Raw genomic sequence first — 18420 nt, 5'->3', positions numbered from 1 at the left:
GCTCGTCGGGCGAGCGGGTCTCCGCTGAGTCCAGTGTGCCACGTCTTGAGTGAGGGTCACCTAACCAGGCGGTCACGACGCGACGCGCGCGATGCGGATTCGTGCTCAGCCCCGTCGGCCAAAGTTGAGCCGATTCATATCAACTTTGTTTGACAGCATCCGGAGGTCGGAGTACAGTTGAGTCATCGCGACTCAGGTTTCCCTGATCGCCCCGGATTTCCAGACCCACATCAACCTCAGCAACAAAGGAGAATCACATGGCACGTGCTGTTGGAATCGACCTCGGTACGACGAACTCCGTCGTCAGTGTCCTCGAGGGTGGCGAGCCGAAGGTCATCGCCAATGCCGAGGGCTTCCGCACGACCCCCTCGGTCGTCGCGTTCACGAAGGACGGCGAGGTGCTCGTCGGCGAGACCGCGAAGCGCCAGGCCGTCACGAACGTCGACCGCACCATCGCATCCGTCAAGCGCCACATGGGCACCGACTGGACGTTCGACGTCGACGGCAAGAAGTGGACGCCGCAGGAGATCTCCGCGCGCATCCTCCAGAAGCTCAAGCGCGACGCCGAGTCCTACCTGGGCGACACGGTGACGGATGCCGTCATCACGGTCCCCGCGTACTTCAACGACGCCGAGCGTCAGGCCACCAAGGAGGCCGGTGAGATCGCGGGCCTCAACGTGCTGCGCATCATCAACGAGCCCACCGCCGCAGCTCTGGCCTACGGCCTCGACAAGGGCAAGGAAGACGAGCTCATCCTGGTCTTCGACCTCGGTGGCGGAACGTTCGACGTCTCGCTGCTCGAGGTGGGCAAGGACGACGACTTCTCGACCATCCAGGTGCGCTCCACCGCGGGCGACAACCGCCTCGGCGGTGATGACTGGGACCAGCGCCTCGTCGACCACCTGATCAAGCAGTTCAAGGAGACCACCGGCGTCGACGTCTCGGGTGACAAGATCGCCCTGCAGCGTCTCAAGGAGGCGGCGGAGCAGGCCAAGAAGGAGCTCTCCTCCTCGACCTCGACCAGCATCAACCTGCCCTACCTGTCGCTGACGGAGTCGGGCCCCGTCTCGCTCTCCGAGACCATCACCCGCGCGAAGTTCGAGGACCTCACCAAGGACCTGCTCGACCGCACCAAGAAGCCGTTCGAGGACGTCATCCGCGAAGCCGGCATCAAGGTCGCCGACATCGATCACATCGTGCTCGTGGGTGGATCGACCCGTATGCCGGCCGTCGCCGAGCTCGTGAAGCGCGAGACCGGCAAGGAAGCGAACAAGGGCGTCAACCCCGATGAGGTCGTCGCCGTGGGCGCAGCCCTCCAGGCCGGTGTCCTTAAGGGTGAGCGCAAGGACGTGCTGCTCATCGACGTCACGCCCCTCAGCCTCGGCATCGAGACGAAGGGTGGCATGATGACCAAGCTCATCGAGCGCAACACGGCCATCCCGACCAAGCGCAGCGAGACCTTCACCACGGCAGACGACAACCAGCCGTCCGTCGCGATCCAGGTCTTCCAGGGCGAGCGCGACTTCACTCGCGACAACAAGCCGCTCGGAACCTTCGAGCTCACCGGAATCGCCCCGGCTCCCCGGGGCATCCCGCAGATCGAGGTCACGTTCGACATCGACGCCAACGGCATCGTGCACGTGTCCGCGAAGGACAAGGGCACGGGCACCGAGAAGTCGATCGTCATCTCCGGCGGCTCGTCGCTGTCGAAGGAGGACATCGAGCGCATGGTGCGCGAGGCCGAGGAGCACGCGGCCGAAGACAAGGCACGCCGCGAGGCCGCCGAGGTCCGCAACCAGGCCGAGACGCTCGCGTACTCGATCGACAAGCTGATCACCGAGAACGACGACAAGCTGCCCGAAGACGTCAAGACCGAGGTCAAGGCCGACGTCGACGCTCTGAAGACGGCTCTGGCCGGCGAAGACGACGAGGCCGTGAAGACCGCGTTCGACAAGCTGAACCAGTCGCAGGGCAAGATCGGCGAGGCCATCTACGCACAGTCCCAGGCTGAGGGCGCCCCGAGCGCCGACGCCGCGGGCGAGGCTCCGGCCGATGACACCTCCTCTGACGAGGACGTCATCGACGCCGAGGTCGTCGACGACGAGGACGAGAAGAAGTAATCATGACGGACAAGAACTTCGAAGGTGACGACGAGGTTCGCAGCGAGGGGTCGGATGCTCATGCATCCGGCCCCGCGCCGCAGAACCCCGACTCGCGCGAGGCCGCGGCCGCCGAAGGATCCGACGAGACGCCGGTCGACGGCGCCCCCGACGATCTGACGGTCGACGACATTCTCGGCGCCACCCAGACCGGCGAGGCCGCAGCAGAGGATGCTGTGCTCGCCGACCTGGAGTCGACGCTGCTGAACGACCTCAAGCGTCTCCAGGCCGAGTACGCCAACTACCGCCGCCGCACCGAGGAGCAGCGTCAGGTCGAGATCGAGCGCGCGAAGGGCGAGGCCGCGAAGGGCCTCATCCCCGTGCTCGACGATCTCGACCGCGCCGCGCAGCACGGCGACCTCGTCGAGGGCACTCCCTTCGCCGTGATCGCAGGCAAGGTGCGCACGGTGGTGGAGCGCCTCGGCGTCGTCTCGTACGGTGAGAAGGGCGAGGAATTCGACCCGCAGCGCCATGAGGCGATCTTCCAGCAGCCCACCCCGGGCGTCGACAAGACCACGGTGCTCGAGGTCGTCGAGGTGGGCTACCGCCTCGGTGATGTCGAGCTGCGTCCTGCGAAGGTCGTCGTCGCCGTACCCGCAGAGTAGGTGATCGATGGCTAGCCAGGACTGGTTCGACAAGGACTTCTACAAGACCCTCGGGGTCTCGAAGGACGTCAGCGACGCCGATCTCAAGAAGACGTACCGCAAGCTCGCTCGCAAGTATCACCCCGATTCAAATCAGGGTGACGAGAAGGCGGAGGCGAAGTTCAAGGAGATCAGCGAGGCCTACTCGGTGCTCTCCGACGCAGAACAGCGCAAGGAGTACGACGAGATCCGCGCGATGGGCTCAGGCGCTCGCTTCACGGCGGGCGGCGCGGGCGCGGGCGGCTTCGAAGACGTCTTCAGCCGGTTCGGGCAGCAGGGGCGCGGCCAGCAGCAGTCCGCCGACTTCGAGGACATCTTCGCGATGTTCAACCAGGGACAGGGCGGCTCGTTCGGCTCCGGCCGCTTCGGGCAGACCTCGGGCGGATTCCGCGGATTCGGCGGCCCACAGAAGGGGGCCGACGTCACGGCCCGCACCACGCTCGACTTCGCCACCGCCGTGCAGGGTGAGACCATCAGCCTGCAAGGCGACGACGGCAAGCCGTTCAAGGTGAAGATCCCCGCCGGTGTCGCCGACGGTCAGAAGATCAGGCTCCGCGGACGCGGGCGCCCCTCGCCCGACGGAGGAGAGCGCGGAGACGTCGTGGTGCAGATCGCGGTGCGACCGCATCCGGTCTTCACCAGAGAAGGGCTGAATCTGCGAGTGGTCGTGCCGGTGACCTTCACCGAGGCGGCACTCGGCGCGACCATCGAAGTGCCGACACTGAGTGGCGACACGGTCAAGCTCCGGGTCGCGCCCGGCACGCCGTCCGGACGCGTCCTGCGCGTCAAGGGGCGTGGGGTCACCACCTCGAAGGGCACCGGCGACCTGCTCGCCGAGCTGCAGATCGCGGTGCCTGCGCACCTCGATGACGCGGCACGTGAGGCGCTGGAGAAGTTCCAGTCCCTCGAGCCTGCAGAGAACCCGCGCGCCGACCTGATGGCGAAAGCGCGTCGGTGACGATGATGATGACGACGACCGCGAACACCGGAGGTGAGGGGCATGGCTGATCAGCACATGGACTCCGACACCCCGGTGTTCGCGATCGCGGTCGCAGCGCAGCTCGCCGGGATGCACCCGCAGACGCTGCGTCAGTACGACCGCATCGGCCTGGTGGTACCCGGTCGCACCTCCGGTGGCTCGCGGCGCTACTCCACCCGCAACATCGAGCAGTTGCGTGAGGTCGCACAGCTCTCCTCCGAGGGCATGAGCCTTCCGGCCATCGCGCGTCTGCTCGACCTCGAAGACGAGAACCGGATGCTGCAGCGCCGCGTCGCCGAACTCGACGCCGCTCTGCGCGCCGAACGAGACAACCGCCCAGGAGCCCGCGTCTTCGCCGCAGGTTCGGCCGGCGTCATTCCGATGCCTGGGGGACGCCGACTTCGCAGATCGGCCGAGGTCGTGCTCTGGCGCCCGGGGAGCGGCCGGGGCTGAGCGCCCCCGGCCGCCGGTCCTCGGCGAACCCGCTACGACGTGCCGAAGAACCGGGTCGCGATATCGGAGACCTCTTCGTCGAGGGTGTCGATGCGACCGGACAGTTTCACGTCGAGTGCCTCGATCTGGCCGGAGAGTCGGTGGTCGAGTGCCTCGATCTGGCCGGAGAGCCGGTGGTCGAGTGCCTCGATCTTGCCGCTGAGTCTGCCGTCGAGGGCCTCGATCTTGCCGGAGAGTGTGCCCTCGACACGACCGATCTCCGCCCGCAGCACCCTGCCGAAGTGCGTCGTCACGAGCGAGAACCCGCCCAGAAGTGCGGCACCGAATACGCCGATGAGTGTCCAGATCTGAGGGTCGTTCATCGCCATGGCTCCATCCTGTGCGCGTCGCGCCAGAATGGCAGTGTTGCGCCATCGGCCGTCGAGAGAACGCACAGAATCACGCGGGACCGAAGGCAGTCGGCGCATGATCCGCTTCGGTGCAGGAGAGGTCGCCGCATCCGTCGGCCATCCACGCGCGGTATCGTTGCGACACGATGAGGATGACGCGTCGCACACTGCTGATCGGCGCCGGAGCCGGTGTCGTGGGAGTCCTTCTGGCCTCCTGCACGCCCGAGCCGGCGCCGTCGCCCACGCCCGACCGCTCGCCCGCGCCGACGCCGACCGTCGACAGCATCACCCCCGCGGCCTTCGCGCGCAGCTCCTGGTCGAACGACCCGTTCTCGCTCGGGGCCGCGAGCTTCACGCCGGTCGGCATCCAGGCAGCGGCGCGCGATGCGCTCGCCGAACCCGTCGACGACCGCTTGTTCATCGCGGGGGAGGCGACCGACGCCGAGACTCCGGGAACCATGGCCGCCGCGCTGCGCTCGGGAGAACGCGCCGCGGAACTGCTGCGCCGGGCAGCCGATGACGGCGAGCGTGTCGCGGTCATCGGAGCAGGGCTCGCAGGTGCCGCCGCTGCGTCGCGTCTGGTCTCCGACGGTCTGGAGGTCACGGTCTTCGAGGCGCGGGATCGCGTGGGCGGGCGCGTTCACTCGGTGGTCGACGACCGCACCTGGCCGATTCCCGCACAGCTGGGCGGCTGGTTGCTCGGAACGTCGGACGGGGTGCTCCTCGAGGCGCTCGACGGGCTCGACGTGCGTACGGCGCCGATCTCGGGTGCGCTCTGGCGGTCGGCAGACGGCGACGTCGCACCGGTGACGACCGAGCCGGTCGAAGCCGCGATCGCCGGTGCCCAGCAGGGGTTGACCGATTCCTCGCTGCAGGAGGCGCTGACCGCAGCGGGCGCCGACCCGTCCGAGCCGGGGCTCGCCGCCCTGCTCGCCACGATCACGGCATGGTCCGGCGCCGATGCCGCAGACGTGTCGACCTGGTTCCCCCCGCTGCTTCCGCCCGACGAGGTCACCGCGACCCTGGGCGATCTCACCCCTGTCATCGAGGGCATGCTCGAGGGTGCACGGCTGAGCCTGTCGTCGCCGGTCAGCCGCGTCGCCTATGACGAGGCGGGGGTGAGCCTCGGCATCGCCTCGGGCGAATCCCTCTCGTTCGACCGCGTGCTGATCACGGTGCCGCTCGGCGTGCTGAAGAGCGAGGGGCTCGTGTTCGCCCCCGCCCTGCCCTTCAGTCATCGTGGCGCGATCGCCGAACTGGGCATGGGGCGCATCGAGACCGTGTGGCTCCGCTTCGAGGAGCCGTTGTTCGCCGCGACGGACACCGGGGCCGATGCGGACGCTGATGCCGACGCCGGCACCGGGGAACCCGAGGCCGGAGACGGCGGTGAGGAGACCGGTGAGGCAGAGACTGCACCCGAACCGTCGATCTGGCACGTCGTCGGCGGCGACGCGATGATCCGCACGTGGGTCGACCTGGCGCCCACGACGGGCGAGAACATCCTCGTCGGGATCGTCGGGGGAGATGCCGCCGCAGACTTCGCCGAGCTCGACGATCAGAAGGCGTTGGCGGCGGCGATCGCTTCGCTGGCGCCGTTCCGAGTACCCTCCGACTGAGTCGCGCGCTCGGCGGTGATCGGGCGCTCGGCGCCGATCGCGTCACACCTCAGGGCGTGAGCGGCCGCGCCGTCGCATCCGGCTGACGAGGACGATCACCGTCGCGACGAGCGCGAAGATCGCGAGGGCGATGCCGCTGGTGATCAGGAACTCCGGCGGACCCGACACCTGTCGCGGGTCGAGGAAGTAGTAGGGGTACCAGCCCACGGACGGGCCTCGCCACAGCGTGACGCCACCCCACGCGAGCGGGAAGGCGAGTGCGGTGGGAACCACCCACCAGGGGACTCCGCGGTGTCCCGGGGTGAGCACCCAGGCGAGAGCGGTGCAGGCCGGCAGCCAGAAGTGGAGCACCTGATCGGACCACGGCACGTCGACACGGATGCCGCGCAAGCCCGCCTGCCACACGATCAGCGCGAACGCCAGGCCCGCTGTGATGGTCCAGGTGAGCACCAGAGCGAGCGCGACGGTGAACCAGCGCGGGTCTGTGGCGCGCATGAACGCGAGCACCGCGCCGATGAGCAGCACGACGACGAGGGCGCAGTTCGACTGCACGGTCAGGTAGGCGAAGAAGTTCTCGCCCGCGATCGTGCGCGAACTCAGGCCCCAGAACAGGCGGTGGACGAGAGCCACGGTGCAGACGGTGGCTGTGACCAGGCGCAGCACGCCGAACGCTGATCGTGCCTTCACCGTCTCTCAATCCCCTTCCGTCTGTGTGGATCCTTTCGCGTGGATGCTGGCGTCCGGACCCCGCCATCCGGACCGCGCCATCCGGCGAGTCTACGGAAGCCTGCTGGCAGAGGCTCCGAGGCGGCCCGCATTCAGCAGATGGAAGGTCGTGGAGGCCGCCCTACGAGAACACCGGCATACGATCAGGTGTGTCGTCATACGTCGACGATCTGACTGCTAGCGTCACCACATGATCATCCGGGGGGACTTCGGCGCTCTCGCCAGCGAGGCGGGCCGCCTCGACGACATCGCCGACCGTATCGACGAGCGTCTCGCGGGCGCGCAGCGGGATATGGACGATTTCCTCGCATCCGGCTGGACAGGGTCCGCCGCCGTGCAGTTCCGTGCGGCGTTCGAGCGATGGTTCGACGCGGCGACCGGCGGAGCTGCCGAGCTACACGATCTCGTCGAGGCGATGAGGGGTGCGACCCACGATCTCATCGTGACCGAGGAGTCCAATGCGCAGGTGTCGGACGCGGCGGTGCCCGACGTCAGTGCAGTGTTCGCACGCCTGATGGGAGCTCGCTGATGTTCGCGTTCCACGTCGCGCGGCCCGAGCAGATGCTCGACGACACCCTGCGCACCAGCACCGCCCTCGTCGCTGCCCTCGACGATGCCGACGCGGCGGCCGCGAGGTTGGGCATCGCGTGGGCGGGTGAGACGGCGGATGCCCACGGTGGCGCGCACGAGCACTGGCGCGATGATGCGCGACGTATGGCCGAGGCCCTCGACGAGATGCGCCGCGTACTTCAGGGCGCGCACGCGAACTATTCGTCTGCGGCATCCGTGAACCTCGCGATGTGGGGGTGAGCGCATGCTGATCTGCGTCGACCCCGCGGCCTACGCCTCGGCGGCCGAGACCTTCGGAGACCATCTGGCGAGCGACGTGCGCCGTGTGGCAGAGAGGCTCACCGGCGCGCTCTCGGGCATGGGGGCGGTCGCCGGTCATGACCCGGCGGGCACGGCCTGGGCGGATTCATACGACGCCGTCGCGCCCCAGACGGTGCAGGCGATCGACCAGCTCAGTCGCGCGAGCGTCAGCGTGGGCGCACTGCTGCAGCAGGCGGGCTTCAATCATGCGAAGGCTGAGGCGTACTCCGATGTCACGGGTGGCGGTGCGCTGCCGCCCGAGACCCTGTCGTTCGCGCCCGATGCGCCGATGTCGGTGGATCTGCCGAGTGCCGAGGGTGGCGCGATCGCGGATCCGCCCGCCGGATGGGAGTGGCTGCAGGACGTCTGCGGGCTCATCTCGCCCGACGGCGACCCCGGCCGACTGCGCGAGATGGGTGCGGCGTGGGCGCGCGCCGCCGACGACCTCGACGCGGGATGGATGCTCGTCTCACAGGGCATCACTGCGCTCGACGAGCAGGACTCGCCCGAGATCGAGAGCGCGCGCGGTGTGTGCCGTCTGCTCGGCGAGACCCTGAGCGAGCTGGCGGCTCAGTGCCGCGCGATCGGGACCGCCTGCGACGACCTCGCCGGTCATATCGACTCGGCGCGCTCCGAGCTGATCACCGAAGTCAACCTCATGTTCGCCTCGATCATCGCGATCGAGGTCGCGGCGGGGCTGGCCGCCGCGGCGACTGCGGGCATCGGGGCAGTGGCGATGCAGGGCGCCGCCTACGGCGCTGTGCTCACAGCGGGCGCGCGCATGTCGCTGATCATCTCGCGGCTGCTGAACATGGCGACGCTGACCGGCTCATCGCTCGTGTGGAAGAGCGCGGACGCGGTCGGCGACAACCTGCGCAAGATCCTGACCCTGACACCGCGGGCGGCGGAGGTCACGCCCGTCGCCGGCACGCTCAAGGCGCTCGACGACCTCGCGAACCGTCTCTCGAACTCGCCCTGGCCCCTGCCTCCCTCGCCCCGCGGGTTCGCGATCGAGGACCGGCTGGGCGGAAATCTACCGCCGGGGTTCCCGACGATCGACAAATGGGCCAAGAAAGACGGGATCGCCACGAGCATCAAGACGGTGGATCTCGCGGCCAAGACGTATCAGAATCCGGCGAGATTGGAGAGTTTGGTGAAGAGGTACATCGACAAGGTGGCGGGGTTCAAGGGCGACACCTTCAGCGGCTACCGGATATTCGATTGGGAGATCCACGAGCGCGCCCTCCTCATTGGCGTACCACGCAACGAAACACCAGCTCAGCAGCAAGTGTTCGCGAATATGGCTGAGTACGCAGAACGCGCCGGAGTAACGCTTGAAGTCGAGGTCGTCAGGTGAGGGAACACTCGCTCCAAGTTTCCGCTCAGCGTGACGGTCGGGTCTTCGTGCACCCGTACTCGCTCACGCAGTCGGGATTCAGGATCATGGACGGTCTTCCGGATGTCGTGGAGAGTCTTGAGAATGCTGAGATCCTCGGTGAGGCGCTGGTGGCGGCGCTACATGCATCGAATCGGCGCTCTCTGCCCGACCGCAATCTGCGGACCGATCCCCCAGACAGGGAGTTCTTGGCATGGTTGGGCCTACGTTCGTACGGCCAGTACATGCGGAAGGTTCGTGATGTCGGGGTTCTCGCATTCTTCGATGACCACATCGGAGAGGTGGAGCTCACTCCGTCGCGTAACGAGGGACCCCGCGGAGGTTTCACGCCGATCCTCGAGGAGCGCTTCTCGGTCGCTTACGAGAATCCTGCGCAGCTCGGTCGGGCGGTGCAGGAGGCGATGAGGAAGGCGAGATAGTGAGAGATCGCTCGGTGAGTGTCGAGCACCAAAGGGATGGACGTGTTTTCGTCCAGCCGTACTCGAAGACGGTCGAGGGAGCGAGTATCGCGGACGGGCTACCCGCGGTGATCGCGAGTACGGCTGACGCGCAAGTTCTGGGTTCATCGATCGTGGCGGCGCTTTATGCCTCCAACCATAGGCCGCCTCCGAACCGCAATCTCCGCATCGATCCCCCCGATCGCGAGCTCCTCGAGTGGCTGGGACTGCGCACATACGGGCAGTACATGAGAGGCGTGCGCACACTGAGTGTGAGGGCGTCGTACGACAACACTGACATCGCGGAAGTCACGATCACGCCGGAACGAAACGAGGGCCCTCGCGGTGGATTCACGCCGATCCTTGAGAAGCGCTTCTCGATCATGTACGAGTACCCGGAACAGCTCCGCCGTGTGGTGCAGGAGGCGATGAAGAAGGCGACGGCGTGAGGGCGAAGCGGCATCCGCGCAACCCCGATGACCGGCACAGGTGACCCGGGCAGGATGGAGTCATGTCCGAATCCCCGTACGTTTCCCGTCCCTGGCTCGACTCCTACGCCGACGGCGTGCCCGCCGAGATCGACGCCCCGACGCAGACGTTGCCCGAGATGATGTCGGCGAGCATCGCGACGTTCGCGCGTCGACCTGCGCTCGAGTTCTTCGGGGCGGTCACGACCTACCGCGAGCTCGGCGAGCAGATCCTCCGCGCCGCCGAGGGGTTGCGGCGTCTGGGCGTGCACAAGGGTGACAGGGTGGCACTCGTGCTGCCCAACTGCCCGCAGCACGTCGTGGCCTTCTATGCCGCGCTGCGCCTCGGGGCGATCGTCGTCGAGCACAACCCGCTCTACACGGCGAGGGAGCTGCGCCACCAGTTCGAGGACCACGGAGCCAAGGTCGCGATCGTCTGGGACAAGACGGTCGACACGATCGCCGAGTTCCCCTCGGATCTGCGGGTCGAGCACATCGTGAGCGTCGACCTCACCGAGGCCATGCCGGCCTCTCAGCGGATGCTGTTGCGGCTGCCCGTCCCGAAGGCCCGCGCAGCTCGGGCGAAGCTGACGGGCACACCGAAGACGCGGCGCGCACTGGCCTGGAAGAAGCTCGTCGACCATCGCGCTCTGTCGCGCAAGGTCGAGGGCCCCGCGCTCGGCGATACGGCGCTGCTGCAGTACACGAGCGGGACCACGGGTACGCCGAAGGGGGCTGTCCTGACGCACGCGAACCTGCGCGCGAATGCGATGCAGGGGCAGGCGTGGGTGCCGGGTCTGGTCGACGGGGAGGAGACGTTCTACGGCGTCCTGCCGCTGTTCCACGCCTACGGCATGACACTGTGTCTCACTTTCGCGATGAGCATCGGCGCGAAGCTGGTGCTGTTCCCGACGTTCGACCTCGGCCTCGTCACGAAGGCGGCCCGCACCAGTCCGCCCACGTTCCTGCCTGCGGTCCCGCCGATCTACGACCAGCTCGCTCGTGCGGCGTCGCGGGGGGCCATCGACCTCTCGACCGTCCGCTTCGCCATCTCCGGGGCCATGAGCCTTCCCGTGGCGACGGTGCAGCGATGGGAGGAGGCCACCGGCGGTCTGCTCGTCGAGGGATACGGCATGACCGAGAGCTCGCCTGTCGCGCTCGGCAATCCAATCGGCACGAGCCGGCGTCCCGGCACGGTCGGGGTGCCCTTCCCGAGCACCGAGATCCGTGTCGTCGACCCCGCCGACACCGATGTCGATCTCCCCGTCGGCGAGCGCGGTGAACTGCTCATCCGCGGTCCGCAGGTCTTCCACGGGTACTGGCGTCGAGCCGGCGACACCGCCGACGTCCTGCTCGCGGACGGGTGGCTGCGCACGGGCGACATCGCCGAGGTCTCGGTCGACGGCTTCGTCACGATCGTCGATCGCCTCAAGGAGCTCATCATCACCGGCGGTTTCAACGTGTCGCCGAGCGAGGTCGAGGACGCCCTCGAGGCGCATCCGGATGTGCTGGCGGCCGCGGTCGTCGGCCTCCCGCGGGCGAGCGGGGGAGAGGAGATCGCCGCCGCGATCGTGGTGCGCGAGGGAGCCACGCTCGATCCCGGCGCGCTGCGTGACTTCTGCCGTATGCGGCTCACTCCCTACAAGGTCCCGAAGCGCATCACCGTCGTCGACGAGCTGCCCCGTTCCCTGATCGGCAAGGTGCTCCGCCGTCAGGTGAGGGATCGGATGCTGGCCGACTGAACGGGCCGTCGCCCTCGGCAGGGCCGCCTCGCCGTGATCAACCGAGGTCGAAGACCTCGATCTGACGGATCGTGACCCGCGCCTGCGCCCTCACGCGGATCGCCCTGGCCACGACCCGTGACGCCAGCGTGAACGGAGTCGTACGATCCGCGGCGAGGTCGGTGGCGTACGTGGTGGGGGCCTCGGCCCAGTCCCCGCGGTCGTCCATGATCTCCCACCGAAGCCGCGAAGACGCACTCTCCCCGACCACCGTCACGGTGACGTCCGACACGGCGCGAGTCTCGGCGAAACGCCATCCCACCCACTCCCCGGGTGCCAGGGCGACGCCGGCCGACCCGTTCGGATCGCCGTCGTCGACGACGCATCCGGGGTCGATGACGGATGCTGACGCGATCACGTCGCCGCCGGCATCCGTCAGATCGCGGCACCACTCTCTGACGTCCGGTGCCGGAGGGGCGCCCGCCTCGAGAGCGTGCGCGGGGTCTGCGCCGAAGGTCAGCTCCAGGTCTGCGTCGCCGACGAGCGCGGAGATCGGCAGCTCTGCCCGGGCGAGCTCGATCCCGTCGAGGCGGGCGCTCGTCAGAACATGAGCCGACGGCTCGCTGCGTCGGGAGCGGATGCGGAGCGACGAGCCCTCGCCCCGATCGACCCGGATGTCGTCGAGCAGGGGGGATCCGATCCGCAGCACCCCCGACGCCAGTTCGAGCGGATACAGACCGAGGGCGGCCCACAGCCACCAGGCGCTCATCTCGCCGTTGTCCTCGTCGCCGGGGAAGCCCTGCCCGATGTGGGCGCCCGCGAACAGGCGGCCCGCGAGTTCTCGGATGATCTCGCCGCTGCGCCACGGCCGATCGCTGAACGCATACATGAAGGGGATGTGGTGGGCGGGCTGGTTCGATATCGCGCACATGCCCGAGCGCAGCGCCCGCGCCTCGCGCTGCTCGTGGATCACTGTGCCGTACGCCCCGCCGAATCGCTCGTCGGCCGTCTCGGCCTCGGCGAAGAGCGCGTCGAGATGCCGGCCGAAGGCACCGCTGCCGCCGTGCAGCGCCGCGAGGCCCGCCCCGTCGTGCACGGCGCCGACCGACATGCCCCACGCGTTGGTCTCGACGTTGTCGCCGCCCCAGGTGCGCGGGTCGAAGCCGATATCGAAGCCAGGAGCGAAGTCCCCGGCGTTGTCCTTGCCGCGGAAGAAGCCGGAGTCCGCATCGAACAACGTTCGGTACGACAGCGCGCGGTTGGCGAAGTATCGGGAGAACGCGCGGTAGCGGGCGGCATCGTGCCGCGACCGCGCATCATCGGTCCGTGCCGCATCCGTGGCGAGCTGGGCGGCGAAGCGCCCCAGCGCGGCATCGCTCACCGCGTTCTCGATGGTCCAGCTCATCCCCTCGGGCACTTCGGACGCGATGTACCCGGTGAACCGCCCTCGGGCGATCCCTTTGCGGCCGCGCAGCGCATCGGGTCCGGCCTCGCACGCATTGCGCCATCCGCTCTCGAACGCCGCTGCGCGGTCGAACTCCACACCCCAGCGGGCGGCATCCGCGAAGATCTGGTCGCTCGACGTGCCGACCATGCTGTCGACGTACCCCGGCGCACTCCACCGGGCCATCCAGCCTCCGCGGCGATACTGCTCGAGCTGTCCGTCGAGCAGTCTGCCCGTCAGTGCCGGGTCGAGCAGCGCGAGTGCCGGCCACTCGGTGCGATAGGTGTCCCAGTAGCCGTTGTTCACGATGAGCTCGCCGTCGACGGACGGCGCCTTCGTCGCCCGTTCGCCGAACGGCTCGCGCGGCGCGAACACGTCGGCGAAGCGGAGTGCCGGAGCATCGGTCGTGCCGGCGTTCTCGGCTGCGGTGTTCGGATAGAGGTGCATCCGATACAGCGCGGCGGCGATCCGATCGCGGTTCTCGTCATGGGCCAGGCGCCGGTACGGTGCCTCGATGACGGGAAGCGGCGGGACGGTCACTCGACCCAGCATCCGGTTCCAGGATGCTGCGGAGGCTTCCCGCAGCTCCTCATACGTCGACTCCTGCGGTGCCTCGAGCTCGAGGCTGTGCCGAGCCTGGTCGATCGAGAGGAACGACACCGCCACCCGCACCTCGAGTGACCCGAGCCCTGTGACGTATCCCGCGACGCGGCCTCGTCCGTCGTCGTCGAGAGCACCCCGGGAGCCGCCCGCACCGGTGTTCTGATGCCGCACGATCCCGACGAAATAGCAGCGCGGGGCGTTGCCCCAGGCCTCAGTGCCCTCCGGCATCCAGCCCTCGAAACCTCCCGAGTCCGTCCAGACGAGTCGTCCCTCGTCGGTCGGCTGATCGATCACGAACCCGACGACGGAGTCGGGGCCGTCGCCGTGTACCCGGAACGCCGCGGTATGCGAGGTCGCCGTCATCTCGGCGCGCAGACCGCCACCGAGATCGACCGCGTACTCGTGGGGGTGTGCGCGCTCGGTGCCGGGAGTGATCCAGCGCCGCCGTCCGGGTCGCGACGACGTCGGGTGTCGGTCGAACGGCATGAGCTGGAGCACCGAGCGGTCGCCGATCCACGGGCTCGGCTGGTGCGAGAACTGCAGGGCCTCGAGGCGTCGCCCGGGTGGATCGTCATGGATGCCGGCACGATACGGCCAGCGGGTGTCGGCGGCATCCGTGGCGGGGGTGACGAAGGTGAAGCCGTGCGGAACAGCCACCGCAGGGATCGTGTTGCCGCGCGAGAAGCGCGGACCGGAGTGGGTGCCGCGGCGGGTGTCGACGCGGTCGACGGGAGAGAGCGCATCGCCGTCGCTCGCTGCCCGCTCCTCGGCGACGACCTGAACGAAACCCGTGACCCGCGAGGGCAGGTCCGTCGCGTCGACCAGGATGCCGGTTCCGAACACGAGCTCGACGGTGCCGGAGGCGGGAGACTCTGTCGCGGGTGCGAGCGGGGCCAGCGACACCGTATCGGCGTTCCACTGTTCCGGCATGCTCCAGCGGGCGGTGAACTGCGCCTCTGCGGTGATCGGAAAGTCGTATCGATCGCGCACCGCGGCGATGTCGCTGATCCGCGTGCCGTCGGCGCCGCGAACGTCGACCGAGACCGCCAGCGCCGCGTGCGGGGCGAGGGTGGCCGCGTCACCGTCGGCATAGAAAGCCCAGTGCAGCACGGTGTCGGGGGTGATCGCGAGGTCCGCGAGTCCGGGGACGTCGATCCGCTGTTCGCCTGCCGACGGATCGAACGCGTAGGCGAACACCTGGCCTCGCAGCACGCCGGCGCGAGGGCGGGACGACGGAGGATCGGCCGGTCCGTCGGCGGGCGTGAGGTGCGCGCCGCTCACCCCTTGACCGCTCACCCCTTGACCGCGCCCTCCTGCACGCCCTTGAAGAAGAACCGCTGCGTGAAAGAGAACATGATGACGATCGGCACGAGGGCGATCATGGTGCCGGCGGCGATCAGTCGCGGGTCGACCGAGAAGCTGCTGTTCAGGTAGGCCATGCCGACGGTCAACGTGTACTTCGACGGATCGGAGAGCACGATGAGGGGCCAGAGGTAGTCGTCCCACGCGCCGATGAAGGCGAAGATCGCGACCACCGAGACCATGCCGCGGATGTTGGGCCACACGATGTGACGGATGCGCTGCCAGGTCGTGGCGCCGTCGACCGTCGCGGCATCCAGCACATCCTTCGGGATCATCCGGCAGGCGGTGGCGACGAGCAGCACGTTCATGGCGCTGATGGCCCCAGGCAGGAACACGCCCCACAGGGTGTCGGCGAGGCCGAGCGAGCGGATGGTGAGGAAGTTGCTCGTCACCGTGACCTCGCCGGGGAAGAGCAGGGTCGAGAGCAGGATCGCCATCACGATCCACTTGCCGCGGAACCGCATGCATCCGAGGGCGTAGCCCGCGAACGTCGCGAGCACCACGTTGCTCACGACCGTGCCGACCGAGACGAGCAGCGAGTGCCACGCGTAGAGGTAGACCGGGACGACCTCGGCGACCGTGGCATAGTTCTGCAGCGTCGGCTCACGGGGGATCAGCTCGGGCGGGAACGAGTAGATGTTCTCCTGCGGACCCTTGAACGAGGTCGAGAGCTGCCAGAGGAAGGGGCCGATGACGATCACCAGCACGAACAGAAGCAGTGCATAGCGGCCGATGAGCCCGCCGAGCGTCGGCTTGCTGAAGTCGCCGGAGCCGCGGCGGCGGAAGAGCGGCTCGCGCGCGGTCGGAGCCGGCTGATCGTCGGGGCGAGGGTCGTGATCGATGCGGGGCGGAGTGAGGGTGCTCATGCGGAGACCTTCGCCTTCTTCTCGCGATTCATGAAGGCGATCGCGGCCAGCGGGATGAGGGTGAGGAGGAACAGGGCGACGCTGATCGCCGAGGCGTAGCCGATGTTGCCGTTGAGGCCCGAGCCGACCTGGCGGATCAGCATGACCAGCGACATGTCGTATCCACCGGGACCGCCCGTGCTCTTGGAGAGCACGTCGAGCTCGGCGAACACTCTCATGGCCGACACCGCGATGAGCACCGCGATCAGGAGCATCGCTCCGCGCACCGACGGGATCGTCACCGACAGGAAGCGACGGAACGAGCCGGCGCCGTCGAGCATGGCGGCCTCGTGCAGCTCCTTGCCGACGTTGCCGAGCGCGGCGAGGTACACGACCATGTAGTAGCCGAGACCCTTCCACACCGTGAGCAGGATCGCGCAGCCGAGCAGCAGCCACCGATCGACGAGGAACGCCATGGGCTTGTCGACGAGGCCGAGGAACTCGAGCGTCTGGTTGATGATGCCGCGGCTGTCGAACAGCCAGGTCCAGATCAGGGCGACCACGACGACCGAGGCGATGACGGGGAAGTAGAACGTGGTGCGGAAGAACGCGATGCCCGGCAGCTTCTTCTGCACCAGCAGGGCCAGAAGCAGGGGGAGGATCGTGAGCAGCGGCACGCAGACGACCACGTAGATGATGCACGTGGTGAGGGCGTTCCAGAACATCTCATCGCCGAACATCCGCTCGTAGTTCGCGACTCCGACGAACTCGGGAGTCCGCAGCGGCTTCGCGTCGGTGAAGCTCAGGAAGACGGTGTTGAGGAACGGCCAGAGCGCGAACACCAGCACCCAGACGACGGCAGGGCCGAGGAGCAGCCAGGGCGTGAACCACCGGTGCGATCGCATGGTCGTCTTCCGGCTCCGGCTCCGGCTCCGGATGCTGGTGTCCGCGCTCATGGCTTACTGGTCCACGCGGTTCGCGTTGGCGTACTCGACGATCTTGTCGAGCTGCGCCTGCGCGTCGGCCTCGCCGTTGACGGCGAGCGCGATCTGCTGGGTCATGTACGTCGCCATGTCGGAGGTCCACTGGAACGGGATCGCCTTGGCGTCTTCCATGGCCGTGAACACGGTGTCGATCGCGGAGAGCTGCTTCTCGTCGGTGATCGACGAGGAGATGTTCTCGACGACCGCGTCGCCACCCGCGGAGGTGCCGGGCGCGGTGCCGACCGCGAGCGACGAGAACGCGACCTGGTTCTCTTCGTTCGTCGCGAACTCGGCGAACGCGAGGGCGGCCTCCTTGTTGTCGGAGTCGGCCGAGACGTTCAGCCCCTGCACGTAGAGCGGCGGGATTCCCAGTCGCTGCGTGGCGACCGTGGTCTCGAGCAGTGCGGGCGCATCCTTGGCGAGGTCGGTCGTGAAGCCCGTGCCGCCGGTGGTGAACGCGACCTTCTCCTGGATGTAGGCCTCGGCGTTTCCGCCGTAGTCGCCGGTCAGCGCCTCGGCCGGCATGGCCCCTGCCGCATACGCGTCGGCGTACTTCTCGATGATCGCCGCCGCTTCGTCGGTGTTGAAGTCGAACTCGCCGTCGGCGTTGATGACCTCCATGCCCGCCGACGTGAACGTGTCGAGCGCGGGGATCGATGACAGCAGCTGCACCTTGCCGCCGGACTCCGTCGCGACGTCCTTCGCCAGGGTGAGCAGCTCGTCGACCGTCGTGGGCAGGTTGTCTTCGGTGACCCCGTAGGGGGCGAGCTGCGCGAGGTTCCACCACGACGCATCGCTGGAGAGGTACCACGGCAGACCGTACGTGCCCTCGACACCGGGGTACTGGCTGTAGGCGTCCCACGCCCCGGTGTTGTACGCCGACTTCAGGTCGGGGTCGGCCGTCTCGAGGTCGACCAGCTTGCCGGCGGCGACGAGCGGGTATGCGATGTCCGGCGGCAGGTTCAGCACGTCGGGCAGGGTGTCGGCGTTCGCCTGGCTCAGGATCTTCTCCTGGTAGCCGTCGCCCGGCTGGTCGAGCCACTCGACCGTGACATCCGGATGCTCCTTCTCGAACGCATCGATCAGGTCTTCAAAGTAGGGGGTGAACTTCTCGTTCTTCAGCGACCAGGTCTGGAACTGGATGGTTCCGCTCAGCTCACCGGACGTGTCGATCGGACCGTCGGCACCCGCGGTGGCACCACCTCCGGTGCAGCCGGCGAGCGCCATGGCGCCGATCGTGAATGTTGCCAGAGCGACAATGCGTGCGGGAACTTTCATCGTGCTTCTTCCTCGAGGCGGGCGATCAGCGGTGTCCGTCTGATGGAC

General features: G+C 68.1%; 17 protein-coding genes. 11 read left to right on the top strand and 6 right to left on the bottom strand.

Annotation, left to right across the window (positions count from 1 at the left end; translation table 11 throughout):
• The first annotated feature begins 257 nt into the window (after positions 1-257).
• Genes dnaK through AC3WS6_RS00995 form a run of 4 tightly spaced genes read left to right on the top strand, consistent with a single transcriptional unit; the run spans position 258 to position 4235 of the window.
• Complete coding sequence (gene dnaK, locus AC3WS6_RS01010) at positions 258-2120, top strand: molecular chaperone DnaK (protein ID WP_492499225.1); 1863 nt, start codon at positions 258-260, stop codon at positions 2118-2120.
• 2 nt (positions 2121-2122) lie between these two features.
• Positions 2123-2764, top strand: a complete 642-nt coding sequence (locus AC3WS6_RS01005; RefSeq protein WP_492499224.1) for a nucleotide exchange factor GrpE — start codon at positions 2123-2125, stop codon at positions 2762-2764.
• 7 nt (positions 2765-2771) lie between these two features.
• Entirely contained in the window at positions 2772-3761 is a 990-nt protein-coding gene (locus tag AC3WS6_RS01000; RefSeq protein WP_492499223.1) for a DnaJ C-terminal domain-containing protein, read from the top strand.
• A 42-nt stretch (positions 3762-3803) separates the two neighbouring features.
• Positions 3804-4235, top strand: a complete 432-nt coding sequence (locus AC3WS6_RS00995) for a heat shock protein transcriptional repressor HspR (RefSeq protein ID WP_492499222.1) — start codon at positions 3804-3806, stop codon at positions 4233-4235.
• Positions 4236-4267: 32 nt separating this feature from the next.
• On the opposite strand, the gene AC3WS6_RS00990 is transcribed toward AC3WS6_RS00995, so the two are convergent.
• Positions 4268-4603, bottom strand: coding sequence for a hypothetical protein (locus AC3WS6_RS00990; protein WP_492499221.1), 336 nt, complete (start codon positions 4601-4603; stop codon positions 4268-4270).
• 173 nt (positions 4604-4776) lie between these two features.
• Here AC3WS6_RS00990 and AC3WS6_RS00985 point away from each other — a divergent pair, with 173 nt between their 5' ends.
• Positions 4777-6240 carry a flavin monoamine oxidase family protein gene (locus AC3WS6_RS00985; protein WP_492499220.1) on the top strand — a complete coding sequence of 488 codons (1464 nt, stop codon included), beginning with the start codon at positions 4777-4779 and terminating at the stop codon, positions 6238-6240.
• Between the two features lie 42 nt (positions 6241-6282).
• Here AC3WS6_RS00985 and AC3WS6_RS00980 read toward each other — a convergent pair whose 3' ends face one another.
• Positions 6283-6927, bottom strand: a complete 645-nt coding sequence (locus AC3WS6_RS00980) for a Pr6Pr family membrane protein (RefSeq protein WP_492499219.1) — start codon at positions 6925-6927, stop codon at positions 6283-6285.
• A gap of 229 nt (positions 6928-7156) precedes the next feature.
• Here AC3WS6_RS00980 and AC3WS6_RS00975 point away from each other — a divergent pair, with 229 nt between their 5' ends.
• The 6 genes from AC3WS6_RS00975 to AC3WS6_RS00950 all read left to right on the top strand — a co-directional run bounded on the left by AC3WS6_RS00975 (position 7157) and on the right by AC3WS6_RS00950 (position 11878).
• Complete coding sequence (locus tag AC3WS6_RS00975; RefSeq protein WP_492499218.1) at positions 7157-7495, top strand: WXG100 family type VII secretion target; 339 nt, start codon at positions 7157-7159, stop codon at positions 7493-7495.
• On the top strand, positions 7495-7776 hold the full coding sequence (locus AC3WS6_RS00970) for a WXG100 family type VII secretion target (RefSeq protein ID WP_492499217.1): 282 nt from the start codon (positions 7495-7497) through the stop codon (positions 7774-7776). The genes AC3WS6_RS00975 and AC3WS6_RS00970 overlap by 1 nt, the downstream gene beginning before the upstream one ends.
• Before the next feature lie 4 nt (positions 7777-7780).
• Positions 7781-9193: an endonuclease toxin domain-containing protein gene (locus AC3WS6_RS00965; RefSeq protein WP_492499216.1), complete on the top strand. Its 1413-nt coding sequence runs from the start codon at positions 7781-7783 to the stop codon at positions 9191-9193.
• 86 nt (positions 9194-9279) lie between these two features.
• Positions 9280-9651, top strand: a complete 372-nt coding sequence (locus AC3WS6_RS00960) for a hypothetical protein (RefSeq protein ID WP_492499215.1) — start codon at positions 9280-9282, stop codon at positions 9649-9651.
• A gap of 14 nt (positions 9652-9665) precedes the next feature.
• Positions 9666-10118: a hypothetical protein gene (locus tag AC3WS6_RS00955; protein WP_492499214.1), complete on the top strand. Its 453-nt coding sequence runs from the start codon at positions 9666-9668 to the stop codon at positions 10116-10118.
• Positions 10119-10180: 62 nt separating this feature from the next.
• Entirely contained in the window at positions 10181-11878 is a 1698-nt protein-coding gene (locus tag AC3WS6_RS00950; protein ID WP_492499213.1) for a long-chain-fatty-acid--CoA ligase, read from the top strand.
• A 37-nt stretch (positions 11879-11915) separates the two neighbouring features.
• On the opposite strand, the gene AC3WS6_RS00945 is transcribed toward AC3WS6_RS00950, so the two are convergent.
• Genes AC3WS6_RS00945 through AC3WS6_RS00930 form a run of 4 tightly spaced genes read right to left on the bottom strand, consistent with a single transcriptional unit; the run spans position 11916 to position 18372 of the window.
• Positions 11916-15185, bottom strand: coding sequence for a GH92 family glycosyl hydrolase (locus AC3WS6_RS00945; RefSeq protein ID WP_492499212.1), 3270 nt, complete (start codon positions 15183-15185; stop codon positions 11916-11918).
• Between the two features lie 11 nt (positions 15186-15196).
• The gene (locus tag AC3WS6_RS00940) at positions 15197-16132 is read right to left on the bottom strand and encodes a carbohydrate ABC transporter permease (protein ID WP_492499211.1); all 936 of its coding nucleotides are present in this window, start codon (positions 16130-16132) and stop codon (positions 15197-15199) included.
• A complete protein-coding gene (locus AC3WS6_RS00935) occupies positions 16129-17016 on the bottom strand; it encodes a carbohydrate ABC transporter permease (RefSeq protein WP_492499210.1) in 888 nt (295 codons plus the stop codon). Before AC3WS6_RS00935 ends, AC3WS6_RS00940 begins: the two co-directional genes overlap by 4 nt.
• A gap of 54 nt (positions 17017-17070) precedes the next feature.
• On the bottom strand, positions 17071-18372 hold the full coding sequence (locus tag AC3WS6_RS00930; protein WP_492499209.1) for an ABC transporter substrate-binding protein: 1302 nt from the start codon (positions 18370-18372) through the stop codon (positions 17071-17073).
• Positions 18373-18420: the final 48 nt, after the last annotated feature.

The organism is Microbacterium sp. EB106-03-03-XG65, assembly GCF_058791955.1.
The sequence above is the reverse complement of the archived record's forward strand: the minus strand, read 5'-3'. Positions and strand labels throughout refer to the sequence as shown.